The 18813-nt window shown below is 55.9% G+C and carries 17 protein-coding genes and 1 tRNA gene; 4 read left to right on the top strand and 14 right to left on the bottom strand.

Annotation, left to right across the window (positions count from 1 at the left end):
* Positions 1–154 precede the first annotated feature (154 nt).
* From QOM10_RS07320 to dapA, 9 genes are all read right to left on the bottom strand, one after another.
* On the bottom strand, positions 155–1135 hold the full coding sequence (locus tag QOM10_RS07320) for a class I SAM-dependent methyltransferase (RefSeq protein WP_160038670.1): 981 nt from the start codon (positions 1133–1135) through the stop codon (positions 155–157).
* A gap of 31 nt (positions 1136–1166) precedes the next feature.
* Positions 1167–5039 carry a glycosyltransferase gene (locus QOM10_RS07315; protein ID WP_316917805.1) on the bottom strand — a complete coding sequence of 1291 codons (3873 nt, stop codon included), beginning with the start codon at positions 5037–5039 and terminating at the stop codon, positions 1167–1169.
* 388 nt (positions 5040–5427) lie between these two features.
* Positions 5428–5604, bottom strand: coding sequence for a hypothetical protein (locus tag QOM10_RS07310; protein ID WP_160038666.1), 177 nt, complete (start codon positions 5602–5604; stop codon positions 5428–5430).
* Between the two features lie 162 nt (positions 5605–5766).
* Entirely contained in the window at positions 5767–6804 is a 1038-nt protein-coding gene (locus QOM10_RS07305) for an acyltransferase family protein (protein ID WP_160038664.1), read from the bottom strand.
* 624 nt (positions 6805–7428) lie between these two features.
* Positions 7429–7518 (bottom strand) — tRNA-Ser (locus QOM10_RS07300).
* Between the two features lie 83 nt (positions 7519–7601).
* Positions 7602–8315, bottom strand: coding sequence for a phosphoribosylaminoimidazolesuccinocarboxamide synthase (gene purC / locus QOM10_RS07295; RefSeq protein WP_008077821.1), 714 nt, complete (start codon positions 8313–8315; stop codon positions 7602–7604).
* 28 nt (positions 8316–8343) lie between these two features.
* Complete coding sequence (locus QOM10_RS07290) at positions 8344–9105, bottom strand: MBL fold metallo-hydrolase (protein WP_095119104.1); 762 nt, start codon at positions 9103–9105, stop codon at positions 8344–8346.
* A gap of 6 nt (positions 9106–9111) precedes the next feature.
* Positions 9112–10227, bottom strand: coding sequence for an outer membrane protein assembly factor BamC (bamC, locus tag QOM10_RS07285; protein WP_034153155.1), 1116 nt, complete (start codon positions 10225–10227; stop codon positions 9112–9114).
* Positions 10228–10244: 17 nt separating this feature from the next.
* A complete protein-coding gene (gene dapA / locus QOM10_RS07280) occupies positions 10245–11123 on the bottom strand; it encodes a 4-hydroxy-tetrahydrodipicolinate synthase (RefSeq protein WP_127926200.1) in 879 nt (292 codons plus the stop codon).
* 330 nt (positions 11124–11453) lie between these two features.
* Here dapA and QOM10_RS07275 point away from each other — a divergent pair, with 330 nt between their 5' ends.
* Positions 11454–12014, top strand: a complete 561-nt coding sequence (locus QOM10_RS07275) for a glycine cleavage system protein R (protein ID WP_038358363.1) — start codon at positions 11454–11456, stop codon at positions 12012–12014.
* A gap of 10 nt (positions 12015–12024) precedes the next feature.
* The gene (locus QOM10_RS07270; RefSeq protein ID WP_007911395.1) at positions 12025–12498 is read left to right on the top strand and encodes a peroxiredoxin; all 474 of its coding nucleotides are present in this window, start codon (positions 12025–12027) and stop codon (positions 12496–12498) included.
* A 131-nt stretch (positions 12499–12629) separates the two neighbouring features.
* Here QOM10_RS07270 and QOM10_RS07265 read toward each other — a convergent pair whose 3' ends face one another.
* A complete protein-coding gene (locus QOM10_RS07265) occupies positions 12630–13700 on the bottom strand; it encodes an AI-2E family transporter (RefSeq protein ID WP_150651474.1) in 1071 nt (356 codons plus the stop codon).
* A gap of 31 nt (positions 13701–13731) precedes the next feature.
* Positions 13732–13971 carry a sulfurtransferase TusA family protein gene (locus tag QOM10_RS07260; RefSeq protein ID WP_038358357.1) on the bottom strand — a complete coding sequence of 80 codons (240 nt, stop codon included), beginning with the start codon at positions 13969–13971 and terminating at the stop codon, positions 13732–13734.
* A 98-nt stretch (positions 13972–14069) separates the two neighbouring features.
* Between QOM10_RS07260 and QOM10_RS07255 the strand changes: the two genes are divergently transcribed.
* Positions 14070–15503 carry a M48 family metalloprotease gene (locus QOM10_RS07255; protein WP_316917804.1) on the top strand — a complete coding sequence of 478 codons (1434 nt, stop codon included), beginning with the start codon at positions 14070–14072 and terminating at the stop codon, positions 15501–15503.
* 81 nt (positions 15504–15584) lie between these two features.
* Here the strand turns inward: QOM10_RS07255 and QOM10_RS07250 are convergent, their stop codons facing one another.
* A complete protein-coding gene (locus QOM10_RS07250; protein WP_127926195.1) occupies positions 15585–17018 on the bottom strand; it encodes a DegQ family serine endoprotease in 1434 nt (477 codons plus the stop codon).
* A gap of 34 nt (positions 17019–17052) precedes the next feature.
* Between QOM10_RS07250 and QOM10_RS07245 the strand changes: the two genes are divergently transcribed.
* A complete protein-coding gene (locus tag QOM10_RS07245) occupies positions 17053–17214 on the top strand; it encodes a hypothetical protein (RefSeq protein WP_007911405.1) in 162 nt (53 codons plus the stop codon).
* 14 nt (positions 17215–17228) lie between these two features.
* Here QOM10_RS07245 and QOM10_RS07240 read toward each other — a convergent pair whose 3' ends face one another.
* On the bottom strand, positions 17229–18194 hold the full coding sequence (locus tag QOM10_RS07240; RefSeq protein ID WP_127926194.1) for a MucB/RseB C-terminal domain-containing protein: 966 nt from the start codon (positions 18192–18194) through the stop codon (positions 17229–17231).
* Between the two features lie 8 nt (positions 18195–18202).
* Positions 18203–18790, bottom strand: a complete 588-nt coding sequence (locus QOM10_RS07235; RefSeq protein WP_034153146.1) for a sigma-E factor negative regulatory protein — start codon at positions 18788–18790, stop codon at positions 18203–18205.
* Positions 18791–18813: the final 23 nt, after the last annotated feature.

The following is an 18813-nucleotide window of genomic DNA, read 5'->3' as shown; positions in this document are numbered from 1 at the left end:
TGCTCGATTGACTGATAGCAACCATGCACAAACAAAAGGCCCCGTAGATTTCCATCTACGGGGCTTTCTCTACGTCACGGCGCAGAGGTAGGAACTCGAACTCCATCGCAGACATCATCTGCCATGGAATATCGGACCCAAACGCCTTGAGGCGTCAAGAAAACTTTGTGAATAGCACCATCCCTTCGATGAGCACGTCCTCCTTGCAATCATCAGACATCGAGTCGTCGAGCGTGCGAATCACGTCCCACGCCCACGAAGGTAGCGCACTTTTGTCGAGCGACAGCCCCAGTGATAGCAACATTGCCATCTGATTTTCAAACAACTTCATTGGGGGATGCAATGAACGAATCTGCAACGAACCCTGACTCGACGGAAAACCTTCGAGCAGATAGTTGCGTGTGAACATCCATTTGTCGTCAAGATGCCTGAAGCACTCCGCCGTCTTGTCGCGTCCGATTCGCGATTTTCTGTCCGCTACGATATTGCGCATGAACTCCTGAACGTTTTGGTTGATTTGCTCCTTTCGGCTGTCCGCAAGAATGATGCCCATTGCCGCAGACAGAATCACATTGCCATTCTCGAATGGCTCCATGAAAACTGCGTGGCCGTTAGGCTTGAGCACGCGGGCGACATGCCTGAACATCTGATCCGGACGATACAGATGATGTGCAATCGCATAGCCGACCACCAGATCTACGGAGCCGTCATGGAAATCGAGTTGCTCGGCATTCAATTGCAATACATCGATCTTGCACTTGAATTGGACGTCAACCAACCCCTGCCGCAACAGCGCAAGCATCTCCATCGAAAGATCCGAGCAAATGATACGTACGTTCGGCAGATGGCCGAACATGCGAATCAGAGTGAATACGGATCCACCAGCGCCCGAGCCGACGTCCAAAATCGTAAACTCTGACGCCTCCGCCGGAGCTTCGACGCCCAATGTACGCAACGCTTTCCCGATTACATCGTCTACATGATCAGAGTTGTAATGGGTTTTGACATACTCTTGCGCTCGGCTCTTGAACTGCTCCGTCATATACGAATCGACTACGCCACTATCGTATCCGGGGGTCAGCACCCCAAATTGCTCAATCAACTCACCACGAAAAATTCCGTTCAGATTGTTCATGTTCGCAGTCCTATTTGGTGACAAGGTTCGGCTACATAAGCGCTAGGAATGGCGTCCTCGCAGGCGCTTTCAGGCCTGCGAAACGGCGTGTGACGAGTTCGTAGGCACAGACTGGCACTTCCGCATCGCGAGCGAAAAGGCGCAGCCTGCACACCTCCCCGACTGGCAGTTTCAGATCATCAAAATAAAACTCGACCGGCTGACCTGCATTGGTATCGGCCAAAAGGATGGTGTCTTGATGCAATATCTGTCCAGCGCCATTGACGATCTCTATACCAAACGTGCCCTGCGCGTTCGCTGCCGGCACATGTATGGGCGTGCTGATGCATTGGTACGGCTGGTTCGGCGTAAGTTCATATTCGATATAGGGAAAATCACGCAAATCTGGCGTCATCAGTAGCTTGGTGGCACCTCTCTCATGGCGATCATTGCAGAATCTCTTGATGGCGGAGAACGGATGGCCCACCAGATCCCATAGGTCATCCTCCAGCCCAAATCTGCGATAAATTCGGGCAGCAAGACCATTGAAGGCATTCGGAGCAGTGTTGGCATTATAAATTGCATACCTGCGATTCATTTCTGCCGCAACTCTGTCGACTTCAGCATCCTGCTTGAGTTTGACAGCCTGCACCTCCAGACCAACCGCGTAGTCGAAAAGTGCTTTGTGATCCCATCCCGACCCCCGCGCATCTAACGCCGAAGCGACCGCAACCGGATAATTTTTCAGCGACAAAGTAGTGTCCGACCAAGCGATTGCCTGCCGAGTACCAATAAAATGCAGAGCTGCACGACGCTTCTCGCGTAGATGCGCGAACGATGCTGTTGGGAAGATGTCCGTTAGCACTTCACAATAAGCATTGGCGATTACCTTGATTTCGAATCGCTGCTCCACGGCCGTACGCGCGTTCGCACCCATGCGCTGTGCGAGCGCATCGTCACGATGGATGAGCAGCATTAAGCGTGCTAGAGCGGCACTGTCGTTCTTATTGATAAGAAAGCCCGTTTTACCATCTTCGATGATCGCTTCCGGACCGCCACATCGTGTCGAAATGACTGGGCGACCGCGACTCATTGCTTCGATAGTGACAAACGAAAATGACTCCAGTTGACTTGTGACGATGATCGCGCGTGAGCTGTCGTAAACATCATTCACATTCGCCGTTTTCGAATGGAAGAAGACACAATTTTGCAGCGCTTTCTCTTTCACTAAATCGTTCAGAAATTCAACATACTCACCGCTTCCCGCCCCATAGATATGAAATTCAATGGGCTCGGCTACGGCGGACATGAGTTGCTGAGCCGCCTCTAAAAACATGGGTACGTTCTTGTTCGGTTCAAGCGTGCACAGCATCGAAAAGCGCTGAGGATGTGAGTCGCTTGGCAAGGGTTCCCAAGACTCACAATCGGTGCCGTTGGGCACCACATGAAACTTGTCGCCGGGGGTCAAATACAGGTCGACATATGCATCGGCTACTAGTTGAGAAGGGCAGATTACACCGCTCGCCAGGTCTAGCTGCTCGGCATCGTCGTGCGGCCAGCGCTTGGCGCACAAGCGGGTATCAAGACGCGAACTGATGACGCCATGTGAATGAAGTACCACAGGGATCAAATTAACCGCTGCTGCATACACCGCGCTTTGCAATACGTTGGTGTTGACAACCACACCGTCGAGTTCCAGTTCCCTGAACACGCGTCCGAATCGGCCGACATAGTCATGATGACGAGCATCCTCGAGTTGAAGATGCCACTGGTCGCCGACTCGCGGCACGGCGAAATCGTAGTCCGACTGAATTACAGGCAAGCCGCTTGCCAAGACGAGATCGAGCATCGGGCCAGCGCCTAGCGGAAATACGACGATCGGCTCGATGGATGCATTGAGATTACAGACGAAGTTGACAAGCGCCCGTTCAGCCCCCGCCTGATACGGCGAATGCGACACAAACGCCACGCGCTGACGCTCGGTAGACGGCTTCACGCCGCGTAGGTCATACGCTCGGTGCAGCAGCATTTCGAAATGCGGCAAGACATTTTCCGTCGCGTACGTTTCCTGTACCTTCTTGTACGCGTTCTTCTGAATATCGGAGCGCAGCGTGTCGTCGTCGAGCAGCCGTTCGATCGCGTCTTCCCATGAAGACTGATTAGAGTAAGCGAACAGACCCGTCTTCGCGCTCTGCACGACTGAGATATAAGGCTCAACGTTGCTGTAGATGCCAGCCGCGCCAACTGCACTGATTTCCAGAAACTTGTTGGGGCATTTCGATGCGTCGAAACGAGTGCCTCCGAGCGGTGCCAGCAACACGTCCGGTGCATAGCCACTGAGAATAGCCGCATAGCGGCGATATCCGAATACATAGGACTCTTGCTTCAAACGATGCTCGGGCAAATCGGCGAAACACTCAGGCAGGGCCGCCCCCATGTACATAACATCAAAGTCGTCTCGCCGGCGCGCAACGGCTGCAAGTGCCCGGAAAGCGACGTCGTCGGGACGCGGCGAGCCAACATATCCGACGATCTTTCTGCGTCCATCTTGCCTTGGCAGCGGATTGAATTCAGACAGTTCGATGTTGGTCGGCAACAACTCTACCGTACGTGAATGCGGGCGCATGTCTTCGAGGAGGAGCTGATTGTAGGTAAGAGCAATACTTGCCCGCTCGAGGCAATACCTGAAAGTTTTGACAATCGGCGAATCTTCGTGAAAAAGCTCGGCATAGACAGGCCAATCTTTGCCAACGGTGAACCAGTTATCATCAAGCATGTAGATCGTCGAAATGCCGGTCGCGACGCAGAAGTCCATCAAACGACAGCCCTCTTCCGACTTGATTCGACTGAAAATGACAATGTCACTGTTCACGAGGTCGGTCGTGTGTGCGGCGGTGTCGAGCACGGTGCGCCAAGTAAGCTTGTGATCTTTTTCCAGCAACGCAAAGTAGTTGAAGAAACATAGCTGGTTGTGAGCCGGCTCGCCTGGGCCCCCCAACACCGTGATACGAAGAGGCTCGCGAGCTCCTTCTGGTACAGACTGCGCGCGTTTACGGACAATTTCGTCGAATTCCCTCGACGTGCAACTGATCTGCTTAAGCAGCCATGCTCTCGTTCTCGAGTTCAAACTTTGGGAAAACGCAAAGGCATCGTCGAAATCTACTTCCACGCTCGGCGCGACGTTTTCGACCAGTGCAGCGCGCATCACTCGACGTGCGACAAGATCGCCGGAGATTACGACTTCGTGCGTAAGAGGATATTCGTGCCATGACCAGACCGATGATGCGCAGGGCACCCCTTCGATGGCGCGAATACGTCCAGCGCGGCCGTAACGAAGCGTGAACTCCCACCAGAATCCACGTTGCAACAATACCGAGGTGGAGAATCCCCCCGCCTTTAGAAACGATGCTCTTTCCACCAGGCAGTTGGCCATTGGAAGGTAATCGCTCAGCTCTAACCAACCCGTTGGATAAAGGTTCGGCATGCCTGCGGACGGATTACACAGCCAGGAGCCGGGTATGCCTGTCCGAACGGACGACTTGTCAACATCGCCCGCAAGAAGGAAATCGCCAGGCTCAACTTTACTCACGAGTGCATTCATCGAGGCTAACCACTCGACTGCATCGACGCCTGGCCACAGGAATGCAAGGAACTCACCCTTCGCCAGTTCCGCACCTGCGTTGAACAGGCAGGCTGGTGTTGACTTCTGTGCTACCGAAACGTAGCGAACATGATGGTCTTTGCGTAACCCGGCAACATCAGCAACTTGTGCCCAATGATCGCCGTCACCAACGAAAAGCAGATCAATAACCGTATCGTTGATCGGCCAATCCGTGGCCATAGCCTTCACGAGGCTGACGAGAAGAGGTTGCACCTGACGGTAGTCCCCCATAACCGGGATAACAGCCGTGATTGTTGCGTTCATTACCTTTTCCCTCAGGTGTATTTTTTCGGACACGAATTGTATCAGGACGGGATGCTGGCAGATGGATGTCAAGCATCGACTACTGTGCCATCTCGAATGCAGCACACTCGCAAAACCAAGCCGGAGAATTTATCAAACCAGCACAAGAAATTGGAGGATTTGATTACTAATTAATGCAGAGAGGTATTGATCGCCACTTTGAACCCCTGCGCCTCTGATTGCACCTGTCAGGAACAGATCAGTTCGAGGATGACATCCTGCGTGACCTCCGATTGATTCATGAAAATCGAACCTGAGATCTGGCTGCCCGCCGCCATCCCCGTCTTCGCTTCCTTGGCTTGGTCATCTGCATGGACAAGGCAATGCACAGAATAGTCAGTGTTCACACTCAGGCAGTCAGGAAGGGGTAATCAACATAATCCAAGGTGACTGCCAGCCAGCCGCCGACCAGTTTCAACTGTCCTTCGCGCAAAAGTTTGATGTCTACCGACTGAACGAGAAGCACGGCGCCTGGGTTGTGTTCGGTGCCCACGGACATGGCTGGCCGACACGAAGCTTGATCCATGTGAACGCCAACCCGCCGACCCCCACGCGCTTGCCGCATAACGCATAGTCGTCCGGCGATGATTGGCAACACCGGACGACTCAATCCAGCAGTCATCCCTAACCAGGATTCACAGCCTGCCGGTCAACGACAGGCGAGGACAAGAGCAGCACTGCTGTGCATTCAACGAATCGCGACTGGCTGCACACTTTTACGCCTAAATAACCGTTTTACAAAACGGGAATGAAGTTTGTGCTCAAACCAACCGAAGGCACAGCCACCGATAATTGAGCACAGCATAAAAATTGCGAAAACCCCAGAAAATCGCATTTCTACAGCGTGGGATTTAAACAGAGCAATCAAAGCCCCGATGATTATCATATGAACAAGATAAATACCGTATGAGTAATCCCCCAATCGAGTAATAAATGAAGGAAAAGCCATCTGCCTCGAAGCAGCAATCAAACAGATAAAACTGAATGACTGCATAATAAACATCGGAGCAGGTGAGGGTAGTTTCATATTATTACTAACTGCCCAAGTGCAAACCGCAATAAAAACCAAGAAGACTGGTGGAACTCGCTCAAATCTTGCAAGCCCGCCAATCGACGCAACCAGTCCGGCGATAAAAAAAATCGGATAAGGCGCTACTAGAATCCCCCAGCCAGGTTGAGCAACCAAAGCAAAAACCTGCGCACTATCGATATCGCCAATTACCGTATAGGCATCAATGACGATGATCACCGAGAGCCAAGCAGCACAGAACCATAATATATTTTGGCGTGACGCCTTCACTAGTACCAGCGCAAAGACAAGCACATAAAATGCCATCTCATAACACAAAGTCCAGTAAGGAATTTTATAGCTGCTATTTACTAACAACGTCGGCAACAGCAACACCGATCTAATATCGAAAGCCCAATCAACACCAAGCGGCACCAAAACCACCCAACTGACTACTATGGCCAACCAGTAGGGTGGATATATCCGTGCAATACGATTCCAAAGAAACACTCTACCTTGATCAAGACACATGCCCATGACATAGCCAGATATCACGAAGAACAAACTAACGCCCACGCGACCAAAATTAATCATCAAAAATGGGTGGTAGTCTATGCCTTTAAAGTCGCAGACAAAAAACGTCACATGCTGAAAAAGAACAAAAAAACAAGCAAGTAACCGTAGAGCCTGTATCCCGCCCACATAGTTTTTCTGCATTTACTTAGGTTCCACTGCGGTGATTAACGAGAGACGTCGAGTGCTGCTGATAGACTTATCGAGTCGCATGGGTAGAGCATTATCACATTTAAGTAGGTCGCATTCCAAAAAATCACAGCAATAGCGCCCCCCCCTACCAGCGTTACTGATAAACGGCGCACGAGGAGTTCTGCGCGCACGAAGAACCTGATGCGCGGTCGCGGTACACGCCCACGGCACCAACGGCTCTATGCAGTTGCCAGCACGGAGATGCCACCCTAAGTGGAGCCACCATCAATGCGCCCCGGGAGAAGCCCGTACACCTCGATTCGAGGGTTTACGAAGAGATGCCGTCCGGCTAGCTTCCATTTCCACAGGATCCTCGCACTCGGCGCCAGGCCGTATGAGCAGAGGGTATCGAATACGAGTGCCAAGATTTGATGCTGCGAAATGTTGTAAAAATGAGCACTACCTGGCTGAGCACGGTGATAGCACTGTGGTTTACATGAAAGTTAGCTTATAGCCGATATGGCGATGGAAACCCGATGCGGGACGGGACCGCCGTAAACGCTCGAAGTGAAACACCTGAAACGAAAAAGCCCCCGTAATCATCAATGATTACGGGGGCTTCGTCTTGTTCAATAATGGCGGAGAGATAGGGATTCGAACCCTAGGTACCGGTGAAGGTACAACGGATTTCGAATCCGTCCCATTCGGCCACTCTGGCATCTCTCCAACGGCGCGCATCATAACAACACTTTTACCGAAAGCAAACCCTCTTTCGAAAATTTCTTCGTGCTATCAGATGCTTGCGTCGATTAAAGCGGTACGCCCAGACGATTGGCGACTTCTTCGTAGGCTTCGATGACGTCACCGAGGCCCTGACGGAAGCGGTCTTTGTCCATCTTCTTCTTGGTGTCCTTGTCCCACAGACGGCAGCCATCCGGGCTGAACTCGTCGCCGAGGACGATCGAGCCGTCGCTGAACACGCCGAACTCAAGCTTGAAGTCGACCAACAACAGGCCGGCGTCGTCGAACAGTTTGGTCAGGACTTCGTTGACCTTGAGCGACAGTTCCTTCATGCGAACCAGTTGCTCGGCGGTGCCCCAGCCGAATGCCACAACGTGGGATTCGTTGATGAACGGATCGCCCTTGGCGTCGTCCTTCAGAAACAGTTCGAAGGTGTAAGGGTTGAGCTTCAGGCCTTCTTCGACGCCCAGACGCTTGACCAGGCTACCAGCGGCGTAGTTACGCACGACGCACTCGACCGGGATCATGTCGAGCTTCTTCACCAGGACTTCGTTGTCGGCCAGCAGCTTGTCGAATTGGGTCGGAATGCCGGCCGCTTCAAGTTTCTGCATGATGAAGGCGTTGAACTTGTTGTTGACCATGCCTTTGCGGTCGAGCTGCTCGATGCGCTTGCCGTCGAACGCCGAGGTGTCGTTGCGAAACAGCAGGATCAAGCGGTCAGCGTCGTCGGTCTTGTAAACCGATTTGGCTTTGCCGCGGTAGAGTTCTTCACGTTTTTCCATGATGGGCTCCGCTTGCTAAGTAGGTGGGCTAGGCGATGTGGCGCCAGTCGAGCCCTGAATCTTGATCGGCCAGTTGCAGCCAGTCCGGGTCGCACCCGAGGGTGTCGACAAAACATTGCCGGGCCAGCTGCGGCAGGTTGTTCTTGCTGCTCAGGTGGGCCAGGACCAGGTGTTGCAAGCCCTGCCAGCCCAACTCCGACACCAGGAATGCCGCCTGATGGTTGTTCAAATGTCCCAGCTCGCCGCCCACCCGCTGCTTGAGAAAGTACGGGTAATGACCACGGGCCAGCATGTCGCGACAATGGTTGGACTCGATCATCAACGCATCGAGATCCCGATAACCGTCCAGCACCCGCTCGCAGTAGGACCCCAGGTCGGTCAGCAGGCCGAAGCGCCGCTGCTGGTGATCACTGAAGACATACTGGGTCGGTTCCTGCGCATCATGGGCCACGGCAATGACCCCGATGTTCAGTGCACCGATCTGCAGTTGCTCGCCGCCGGCCAGAAAGCCTGCGGGTTCAATCGGTTTGCGCATCCCGCGCAGTGTGCCGCGACTGAGGTAGACCGGTAGATTGTAGCGCCGAGACAGCAAACCCACGCCATGCACGTGGTCGGCATGTTCGTGGGTTACGAGTATCGCGCTCAGTTGCGCCGGGTTCACACCCAGGCGCAACAGGCGTTTTTCGGTTTCCCGCAGAGAAAAACCACAATCCACCAGCACATACGTATCAGCACTGGCGATCAGCGTGCCGTTCCCTTGGCTACCGCTGCCGAGAACGGCAAAACGCATGGTTGATCAGCCCAGGTTGTCCTGAATCACGCTCAACACTTTGCGTGCCACTTCAGCCGGCGCGACGGTGTTGATGTTTTTCTCGACGGTCACCTGAATGTTCTCGCCAACCTTGCTCAGGCGAACCTGATAACGCTCGGCACGGGCTTCAACTTCTTCCTTGCTCGGCGCACTGCCGAACAGGCTGCTGAAGAAACCAGGCTTGTCGTCTTTCTTCTCGGCTTTCTCGGCCAGGTTGATGTAGTACAGGCCCAGGCTGCGGTTGATGTCTTCAACGCGCCATTCGCCTTGCTCCAGTGCACGGCCAACGCTCGACCAGGCACGGTCCAGATCGGTACCGACGTTCAACACAGGGTTACCGCTGCCGTCTTCACTGAGGCTGACACGGCTCGGGGTATCGAAATCACGCGAAGCCAGCATCGACACCGAACCGCCCTTCTCGGAGATCCGGCTCATGCTTGCAAGCATGTCGTCGACCAGCGCTGCGTCCAGGCCAGTGTTGACCGAACGGTTGGTGAAGGCGACGTCGGCAGTGCTGCCGGCAGGACGCTCGGCGCTGACCACGTAGATTTCACTGGTGTTGCGCTGCACGCCCGGCTCGATGCGAACACGCACACGGGTTTCGCTGTCGCTGGCAATGCCGGCTGCGCTCAGGCGCTTGGCCATGGACGCGGACAGTTCATCGGAATGCTGCCAGGTGGTGGTGAATTCGCCGGTTTGCGGCCGCTGTTCATCCAGACGGAAACCGTTGTCCTGGAAGAACTGCACCGCCACTGGCCAGACTTCGGCCGGTGGATGCTGGGCCACGACCCAACGCGAATCACCGCTCTTCTGCAGCGAGTAATCGCTGGCATCGGCAACGGCCGACAGCGGCTGAGGACGCGGAACAATGTATTCGCCCTTGGCGGTGTCATCAGCAACGTTACGCGGGATCGGCAACAGCGGATCCAGGCGCTTGGAAGTGCTGACTTCCGGCGGCAGTTGCATCGGTGCAGTCTGTTGCGCTTGCAGGTAATCGCTACCACGGTCGCGGAAATAACCTTCCGGCCCCCAGACCCATCCGCAGCCACTGGTGCTGGAGATAATCAAGGCAAGTGCGGAAAGTCCGGCCATTCGCTTCATGCGTTGTACTTCCTCAATTAAACCAGGACGCTGCACTGGCGCAGGGCCGTGCGAAGCGTTTCATGACAAGGTGTGCTCAGCCAGGTCAGTGGCAGGCGGATGCCTTCGTGCATCAGGCCCATTTCAACCAAAGCCCACTTCACCGGAATCGGGTTGGCTTCGATGAACAGGTCTTTGTGCAGCGGCATCAGTTTTTCGTTGATCGCCCGTGCAGTGTCGGCGTCGCCTTTCAGCGCGGCCTCGCACAGATCAGCCATTTCGCGCGGCGCGACGTTGGCGGTAACAGAGATGTTGCCTTTACCGCCCAGCAGGATCAGTTCAACGGCGGTCGGATCATCGCCGGACAGCACGATGAAATCCTTGCTCACACCATCGATGATCGCCTTGGCGCGCTTCAAGTCGCCAGTGGCTTCCTTGATACCGATGATGTTCGGCACGGTGGACAGGCGAATCACGGTCTCGGCCTGCATGTCGCACGACGTGCGGCCAGGAACGTTGTAGAGAATCTGTGGAATGTCGACCGCTTCAGCGATGTACTTGAAGTGCTGGTACAAACCTTCCTGAGTCGGTTTGTTGTAATACGGCACGACCAGCAGGCAAGCATCGGCGCCGGCTTCTTTGGCGTTGCGGGTCAGCTCGACGGCTTCACGGGTCGAGTTGGCGCCAGTGCCGGCGATGACCGGAATGCGCCCGGCAACCTGTTTGACCACGGCTTTGATGACGGCGATGTGTTCTTCTACATCAAGGGTTGCCGACTCGCCGGTAGTACCGACCGCGACAATGGCATGGGTGCCGTTCTTGAGATGGAAGTCCACGAGTTTGCTGAGGCTGTCCCAGTCAAGACGCCCTTGTGCATCCATGGGAGTGACCAGTGCCACCATACTGCCCGCAATCATGAAACCGCTCCTGCCGGAAAAAGAGAGCGGTAATGGTACTGGCGCCAAGATGCTTGCACAAGCGAAGTACTGCGCTGCTGCCATTCCCCTTGGCGCTGCTTTTCGCTACCCTTCAGACTTTGATCGGTACTGATCAGCTTGTACGCCGGGTTTCAGCCTTCCTTTACGGCCTCCCAGACCCCGTTCCTGCGTCGCATCGACGCGCTCCCGCTATAGTGGAGCGAGCCGCGAGCGCTTGCCGGGTCTTTTAGTACGGACGCCCAGAACAGGCATTCCCCGGCAGCCAACGCGCGTAAACCTACCGACCGCTCATCGCTTTAGGAATGCTGCATGTCCACCCCCACAGTTCGCGAACAATTCCTTGTCATCAGTGCCCTTGGCGCCAACCCCATGGAGCTGACTAACGTCCTGTGCCGCGCCAGCCATGAAAATCGCTGCGCCGTGGTTACTTCGCGCCTGACCCGCCACGGCGAGTGCAGTGCGCTGATCCTCGAGATCTCCGGCAGCTGGGACGCTCTCGCTCGCCTGGAAGGCAGCCTGCCGGGCCTGGCCAAAAAACACGCCTTTACCGCCAATGTGGTGCGCAGCGCGCCGCTGGAAAATCGTCCGCAAGCTCTACCATACGTGGCTTACGTCAGTTCGGCGTATCGCCCGGACATCATCAATGAGCTGTGCCAGTTCTTCATGGATCACAACGTCGAGCTGGAAAACCTGACCTGTGACACTTATCAGGCGCCGCAAACCGGCGGCACCATGCTCAACGCCACGTTCACCGTGACCCTGCCGGCCGGCACCCAGATCAGTTGGCTGCGCGACCAGTTCCTCGACTTCTCCGATGCGATGAACCTGGACGCACTGATCGAACCCTGGCGCCCACAGAACCCAATGTAAGGAAGCTTTCATGGCCGTTGTCATCGACCAACCGGTTGCCGATTTCGAAGCACCTGCCACCAGCGGGCAGACTGTCAGCCTGTCCGCCCTGAAGGGCAAGCAAGTGGTGATCTACTTCTACCCGAAGGACAGCACGCCGGGCTGCACCACTGAAGGTCAGGGCTTTCGTGACCAGTACGCAGCGTTCCAGGCTGCCAACACCGAGATTTTCGGAATCTCCCGCGACAGCCTGAAGTCCCACGAGAACTTCAAGTGCAAGCAGGAGTTTCCGTTCGAGCTGATCAGCGACAAGGACGAGGCTGTCTGCCAGCTGTTCGACGTGATCAAGCTGAAGAAGCTGTACGGCAAGGAATACCTGGGCGTTGATCGCAGCACTTTCCTGATTGATAAGGACGGTGTGCTGCGTCAGGAGTGGCGTGGTGTGAAAGTGCCGGGGCATGTGGATGCAGTGCTGGCTGCTGCTCAGGATCTGAATAAAGCCTGATGGTTTTGCGTCGCCCTCATTGACGCCTTCGCGAGCAAGCTCGCTCCCACATTGGACTTGTGAACGCCACAGATCCAATGTGGGAGCGAGCCTGCTCGCGAATAGCCTTTCTACAAAATCTGGATCAATCGTTACAGCAGCGGAGCCACCGCCGGCTCCTTGCGCGGCCATGCATCCAGCACCGCCTTGAACAGCGTTGCCAGCGGGATCGCAAAGAACACCCCCCAGAATCCCCACAACCCGCCAAACAACAGCACCGCGCAGATAATCGCCACCGGATGCAGATTGACCGCCTCCGAGAACAGCAACGGCACCAGCACGTTGCCATCCAGCGTCTGGATGATCCCGTACACCGCCATCAAATAGATGAACTGATCGCTCCAGCCCCACTGGAACAGCGCGATCAACAGCACCGGCACGGTCACCACCACCGCGCCAACGTACGGCACCACCACCGACACACCGACCAGCAACGCCAGCAGTGCCGCGTAGTTGAGACCGAGCGCCACGAAAGCGATGTAGGTCACGCCGCCGCAAATCACGATTTCGATGACTTTGCCGCGAATATAATTCGCGATCTGCCGGTTCATTTCCTGCGCAACCCGGGTGATCAACGCACGTTCACGCGGCAAGTAGCCACGCACCCATTCGCCGATCATGGCCCGGTCCTTGAGGAAGAAGAACACCAGAATCGGCACCAGTACCAGATAGATCATGATGTTCACCAGCAGCGGCAGACTCGACAATGAGAATGTCAGCGCCCATTGGCCAAACTTGCCAATCTCGCCGCGCGCCGCCTCGATCGCCTGCAACACTTGCTCGTCGGACACCAGATGCGGATAGCGCTCCGGCAGCAATAACAGCAGCGATTGCCACTTGGCGAGCATGCCCGGCAGCTCATTGAACAAGGTAATCAATTGATGCCAAAGCAACGGCACGACCACGACGATGAACACCATCAGTACGCCCATGAACAGCGCAAACACCAAGCCGACCGCCACGCCACCCGGCACGCGCAGGCGCTCCAGCGTGACCACCAGGCCTTGCATCAGATACGCCAGCACCATCCCTGCCAGCACCGGCGCGAGCATGCCGCCGAGGGTGAGCACCGCGGTGAAGGCGAGAAACAGCAGCACCGCCAGCACCACGGCTTCTTCATCGGAGAAATAGCGCTGAATCCAGTCGCGTAACACTTTGAACATCAATAATCCTTAGGTCTTTTACGCTGTGGGTTCAGGCCTTTTTCAACCAGTAACGGTAAACGCCTGCTTCGTCTTCTTCACGCAGCAGCGTATGACCGGCCAATCTGGCAAAGGTGCGAAAGTCGCGCTGCGAGCCAGCATCCGTGGCGATCACCTTGAGGACGGCGCCACTTTGGAGTTTGTTGAGTTCCATTTTTGCCTTGAGCAACGGCAACGGACAATTCAGGCCACTGGCGTCCAGTTCCACGTCATGGGCTACAGCGTCAGTCATTGCGTCACTCCGGTTCGGGTCGTCGAGCTGTCTAGAATATCTGGTCGCAGCTCCGGTGTCCGGCTACAGTAAGGTCTTTGTCTTCTAAGGCTTTGTGCATGACTTTTCTGCGCCCTACCCTGCTGACGCTCGCTTGCCTGCTCGCCTCACCAGGCTTTGCCGACGATCTGCCGTCACTCGGCGACGCCAGTTCTGCCATTGTCTCGCCGCAACAGGAATATCAGCTCGGTCGTGCCTGGCTGGCGATGTTGCGCAGTCAGGTCTCACAACTTAATGATCCGCAGCTCAAGGACTACGTCGAATCCAGCGTGTACAAGCTGGTTGAGACCAGCCAGGTGACGGACCGACGCCTTGAATTCATTCTGATCAACAGCCCGCAGCTCAACGCCTTCGCTGCGCCGGGCGGCGTGGTCGGGGTCAACGGCGGTTTGTTCCTCAATGCGCAGACCGAGGGTGAATATGCCTCGGTTCTCGCACACGAATTGGCGCATTTGTCGCAACGTCACTTCGCGCGCGGCGTCGAGGCTTCGCAGCGGATGCAGGTGCCGATGATGGCCGCGCTGCTGGCCGGCATCGTCATTGCGGCGGCCGGTGGCGGTGACGCTGGCATCGCAACAATTGCCGGTACACAGGCAGCGGCGATTCAATCGCAACGGACCTTTTCCCGTCAGAACGAACAGGAAGCCGACCGCATCGGTATCCTCAATCTGGAAAAGGCCGGATATGACCCGCGCTCGATGCCGACCATGTTCGAGCGTCTGATGCGTCAATACCGTTTCGACGCCAAGCCCCCGGAATTCCTGCTGACTCACCCGGTCACCGAATCGCGTATCGCCGATACCCGCAACCGTGCCGAACAGGCCAAGCCAGGCGGAATCGAAGATTCCAAACGCTATCAGTTGATCCGCACCCGCGTGCAGCTGATCTACGAAGAAACCCCGGGCCTGGGTGCCAAGCGTTTCCGTGCGCAACTGGACGAGAACCCGAAAAACGATGTGGCGCGCTACGGTCTGGCGATTGCACAGATCAAGGGCGGCCAATTGAATGAGGCGCGCGAGAATCTGAAGCAATTGCTGGCGACCTCGCCGAACGAAATCATCTACAACCTTGCCCAGGTCGATCTGGACATCACCAACAATCGCCTGCCGGATGCGCAATCGCGGGTTGACCGGATGCTTACGCAATATCCCGGCAACTATCCGTTGAATCAGGTTCGGGTGGATCTGTTGCTCAAACAGAATCGCGCACCTGATGCCGAGAAAGCACTGGAAGCATTGCTCAAGTCACGTCCGGATGATCCGGATGTCTGGTATCAAGTCGCCGAAACCCGTGGCTTGTCGGGCAACATCATTGGCCTGCACCAGGCGCGCGCGGAGTACTTCGCACTGGTTGGCGATTATCGCCAGGCGATCCAGCAGTTGGACTTTGCCAAGCGCAAGGCTGGCAGCAACTTCCCGCTGTCTTCACGCATCGATGCCCGTCAGCGCGAGATGATGGAGCAGGAGCGCATGATCAAGGACATGATGGGCTGATCGTTACCCGCCGGGACAAAAGCTTCAGGCATAAAAAAACCGCCTCTTCCGAGGCGGTTTCTTTTTTACCCTGCCGCTGGATTATTCAGCCAGCTTGAAGGTGATGAAGCTGGCGCGACCTTGACGCAGAACGCGCATCGACACCGAACGATTCTTCGGCAGCGCTTTGGCGATCTCGCCGAATTCCTTGGCGGAACCGATGGCCTGGTTGTTCAGGTGCGTAATCACGTCACCTGGCTGCAGACCGATCAGGGCCGCAGGACCGTCCTGCACTTCCTTGATCACCACCCCCCCTTTGAGGTCGTAGGTTTTCTTCTGCTCGGCGGTCAGCTCGCCCACTGAAACACCGAGGCGGTTGCTGGTACTTTCAGCGCCGGACTTCGGCAGTGCATCAAGCTCTTTGTCTTCGTCAGGTATCGCACCGACGGTCAGCTCGACGTTCTTGCGCTTGCCTTCACGAATCACTTCCAGATTGGCTTTGGCGCCAGCTTTCAGTGCACCGACCAGATGCGGCAGGTCAGCAGACATGACGATCGGCTGACCGTTCATGCTCAGGATCACGTCGCCGACTTGCAGGCCGCCCTTGGCTGCCGGGCCGTCATCCTGAATCTGGGCAACCAGCGCGCCGGCCGGTTTATCCAGACCGAACGACTCGGCCAGATCCTTGTTCACTTCCTGGATGACCACACCCAACCAGCCACGGCTGACTTTGCCGCCGCTCTTCAGCTGATTGGAAACGTCCATCGCCACGTCGATCGGAATCGCAAACGACACGCCCATGAAGCCGCCGGAGCGGGTATAGATCTGCGAGTTGATGCCGACCACTTCGCCGTTCAGGTTGAACAGCGGACCACCGGAGTTGCCCGGATTGATTGGCACGTCGGTCTGAATGAACGGCACATAGTTTTCGTTCGGCAGGCTACGGCCGACGGCACTGACGATGCCTTGGGTCACGGTGTGATCAAAGCCGAACGGCGAACCGATCGCGACAACCCACTGACCGGCTTTCAGGTCCTGGGATTTACCGAGTTTGAGCACGGGCAGGTCTTTGCCTTCGATTTTCAGCAGGGCAACGTCGGAACGTGGGTCGGTGCCGATCAGTTTGGCTTTCATTTCACTGCGATCGGCGAGGCGCACGAGGATTTCGTCGGCATCGGCAATCACGTGGTTGTTGGTCAGGATGTAGCCATCCGGAGAGATGATGAAGCCTGAGCCCAGCGACTGCGCTTCACGCTGACGACCACCACCGCCCGGCGAACGCTGCTGAGGCGGCATGCCACGTTCGAAGAACTCGCGCAGCATCGGCGGCAGACCTTCCAGATCAGGCATCTGCTGGTTCACTTTACGGTCCGGCAGCTTCTGCGTGGTACTGATGTTCACCACGGCTGGCGAAGCTTGTTCGACCAATTGGGTGAAGTCAGGCAGATCGGCCGCTTGCGCAGCAGGCACCGCCTGACCGAGCAACAGCACAGTGGCGAAAATGGAAAGACAGGATTTCAAACTTGGTATCGACATACAGCTCCCGTTACGACGAGCAGGGTTAAGCGATATGGAGCAAGGAACACCGGAAACCACCGACCGGCATTTTTGTTCCGGCAACAACAAACAAGGCCAGAGCCGTGAGGCTCTGACCTATAAAAAATTTTCAGGGTATTTGCAAATGAAAATGCTCAGCAAACATTTCATCTACGTCTCAACGAAGAAGTGGTAATGACTGAAATCAGCTCACTGCTTGCTGGTTGCAGCGCCATCAGTGTTACGCATCGACAGAGCAATTCGTTCGGCGGTGCCAATCGGAATTTCGCCGACCACTGTCACCATCATTTCGCCTTCTGGCGTGGTCAGGCGCCGGGAAACGGCAACGGTCGGGCCCAGTTGAGTCCGCGTGTCAGTGACGGTTGCGCCGTTCAATGGCTCAAGGAAAACCGAAAAACGCGCCAGACCGTCGTCATAAAGCAAGCTGTTGACCTGAGTCTTGGTTTCCGGATCTTTGTGCGAGGTGCTGCTGGTCAGTTCGAAACCTGGTGGCAGCCAGTCCGAATGCCATACCTGAGCAGTCTTGACGGCCGAAGCCTTGTCGCTGTCGAGCGTAATCGCTTTACAGTCTGCGTCGGCCTGCAAGTCTTTGTCCGAAGGGACTTCATCAGTATCCAGACTGGTGAACTGGAAGCGTTCGAGCAGCTGCCCTTTGTCGTTCAGCAACAACGACTTCAACGGCAAGCCGGTTTTCTTGTCCAGATGCAACTCAAAACCGTAACGATGCTGATCGCGAGGCGTCAGCGATACGATCACTGCGTCACGCCCAGCCACGCGTGATTTGCCGATGACGGCAAGGTCATACCAGTTTTTCAGCTTTTGCGGATCGAGAGGACGAGCGGCTGAGTTGGGAGAATCCCCCAGTCCGGCTATCAGGGTGCCGCTGACGCATTGAGTATGCCCATCAATGCGCACGACTTCCTGTGCCGAACCGTCGAGCTGGAGTAAACGCTCGCGGACCTGGCCATTCTGGACGCGATGCCAGATGTTATGGGTAGAAAAGCTACCGTTACGCTCGTATACGAATGTGCCGTGAAAGCTTTGCTGCTGCTCGGCCTGGCCCAGACGGGTCAACCAGTCCTGGGCCTCATCAGCATGGGCTGGAACAATGAACCAGCCACTGAGCAGAAGCGAAAGTAGAGGTATGGCGCGCATGATCCTCCTTAACGGTTTTCCAGACTTGCTGCACGTGCGTATGGCAGTGCGCTTTCAGTGCCTTTCAGTGCAGCCTGTTGAGCGTGCTGGCGCAGATAACCTGGCAGACGCTGATCGTGCCAGCCTGGCTGACCTTGCAGTACGCCGTTAGCCATCGGGCCAGTGGCTTCCGAACTCTCACTATAGCCTGCCAGAACAGCCGGACCTTTGACCTGTGGGGTCGCCAGGGTTGGCTGATTGGACTGCTGAGCCAGCTCTACACCAGCGATTTCGTCCTGGTTGTACAGGCGAACACCGGCCAGAACGGCAACAGTCACCGAGGCCGCAACAGCCAGACGGCCGAGGTTGCGCCATGGGCTGCGAGATACTTTGGCCGGAGCCGTTTCGTCTTCCAGTGCAGCAGACACTGCCGCAGCGATATCCAGACGTGGAAGCAGCAGATCCTTGTGCATTGCTGCCCGAGCGATCTGGTAACGAGCCCAGGTCTCACGGGTATCAACATCGTCCAGTGCATTGAGCACTCGACGCAATTCCAGTTCGTCCGCTTCGTTATCCATCACTGCGGACAGCGATTCCTGCAGGGCTTCACGACTCATGGCGTTCCTCTCTTGGCTGTCGC

The sequence above is a fragment of the Pseudomonas sp. P108 genome, from assembly GCF_032613195.1.
Classification (GTDB): domain Bacteria; phylum Pseudomonadota; class Gammaproteobacteria; order Pseudomonadales; family Pseudomonadaceae; genus Aquipseudomonas.
This window is presented reverse-complemented; position numbering and strand designations above follow the sequence as displayed.

What these genes read in the sequence shown, in the direction of transcription:
- QOM10_RS07320 (WP_160038670.1), bottom strand. Translation starts at nt 1,135, where the DNA reads ATGAACAATCTGAACGGAATTTTTCGTGGTGAGTTGATTGAGCAATTT.
- QOM10_RS07315 (WP_316917805.1), bottom strand. Translation starts at nt 5,039, where the DNA reads ATGAACGCAACAATCACGGCTGTTATCCCGGTTATGGGGGACTACCGT.
- QOM10_RS07310 (WP_160038666.1), bottom strand. Translation starts at nt 5,604, where the DNA reads ATGGATCAAGCTTCGTGTCGGCCAGCCATGTCCGTGGGCACCGAACAC.
- QOM10_RS07305 (WP_160038664.1), bottom strand. Translation starts at nt 6,804, where the DNA reads ATGCAGAAAAACTATGTGGGCGGGATACAGGCTCTACGGTTACTTGCT.
- purC (WP_008077821.1), bottom strand. Translation starts at nt 8,315, where the DNA reads ATGGAAAAACGTGAAGAACTCTACCGCGGCAAAGCCAAATCGGTTTAC.
- QOM10_RS07290 (WP_095119104.1), bottom strand. Translation starts at nt 9,105, where the DNA reads ATGCGTTTTGCCGTTCTCGGCAGCGGTAGCCAAGGGAACGGCACGCTG.
- bamC (WP_034153155.1), bottom strand. Translation starts at nt 10,227, where the DNA reads ATGAAGCGAATGGCCGGACTTTCCGCACTTGCCTTGATTATCTCCAGC.
- dapA (WP_127926200.1), bottom strand. Translation starts at nt 11,123, where the DNA reads ATGATTGCGGGCAGTATGGTGGCACTGGTCACTCCCATGGATGCACAA.
- QOM10_RS07275 (WP_038358363.1), top strand. Translation starts at nt 11,454, where the DNA reads ATGTCCACCCCCACAGTTCGCGAACAATTCCTTGTCATCAGTGCCCTT.
- QOM10_RS07270 (WP_007911395.1), top strand. Translation starts at nt 12,025, where the DNA reads ATGGCCGTTGTCATCGACCAACCGGTTGCCGATTTCGAAGCACCTGCC.
- QOM10_RS07265 (WP_150651474.1), bottom strand. Translation starts at nt 13,700, where the DNA reads ATGTTCAAAGTGTTACGCGACTGGATTCAGCGCTATTTCTCCGATGAA.
- QOM10_RS07260 (WP_038358357.1), bottom strand. Translation starts at nt 13,971, where the DNA reads ATGACTGACGCTGTAGCCCATGACGTGGAACTGGACGCCAGTGGCCTG.
- QOM10_RS07255 (WP_316917804.1), top strand. Translation starts at nt 14,070, where the DNA reads ATGACTTTTCTGCGCCCTACCCTGCTGACGCTCGCTTGCCTGCTCGCC.
- QOM10_RS07250 (WP_127926195.1), bottom strand. Translation starts at nt 17,018, where the DNA reads ATGTCGATACCAAGTTTGAAATCCTGTCTTTCCATTTTCGCCACTGTG.
- QOM10_RS07245 (WP_007911405.1), top strand. Translation starts at nt 17,053, where the DNA reads ATGGAGCAAGGAACACCGGAAACCACCGACCGGCATTTTTGTTCCGGC.
- QOM10_RS07240 (WP_127926194.1), bottom strand. Translation starts at nt 18,194, where the DNA reads ATGCGCGCCATACCTCTACTTTCGCTTCTGCTCAGTGGCTGGTTCATT.
- QOM10_RS07235 (WP_034153146.1), bottom strand. Translation starts at nt 18,790, where the DNA reads ATGAGTCGTGAAGCCCTGCAGGAATCGCTGTCCGCAGTGATGGATAAC.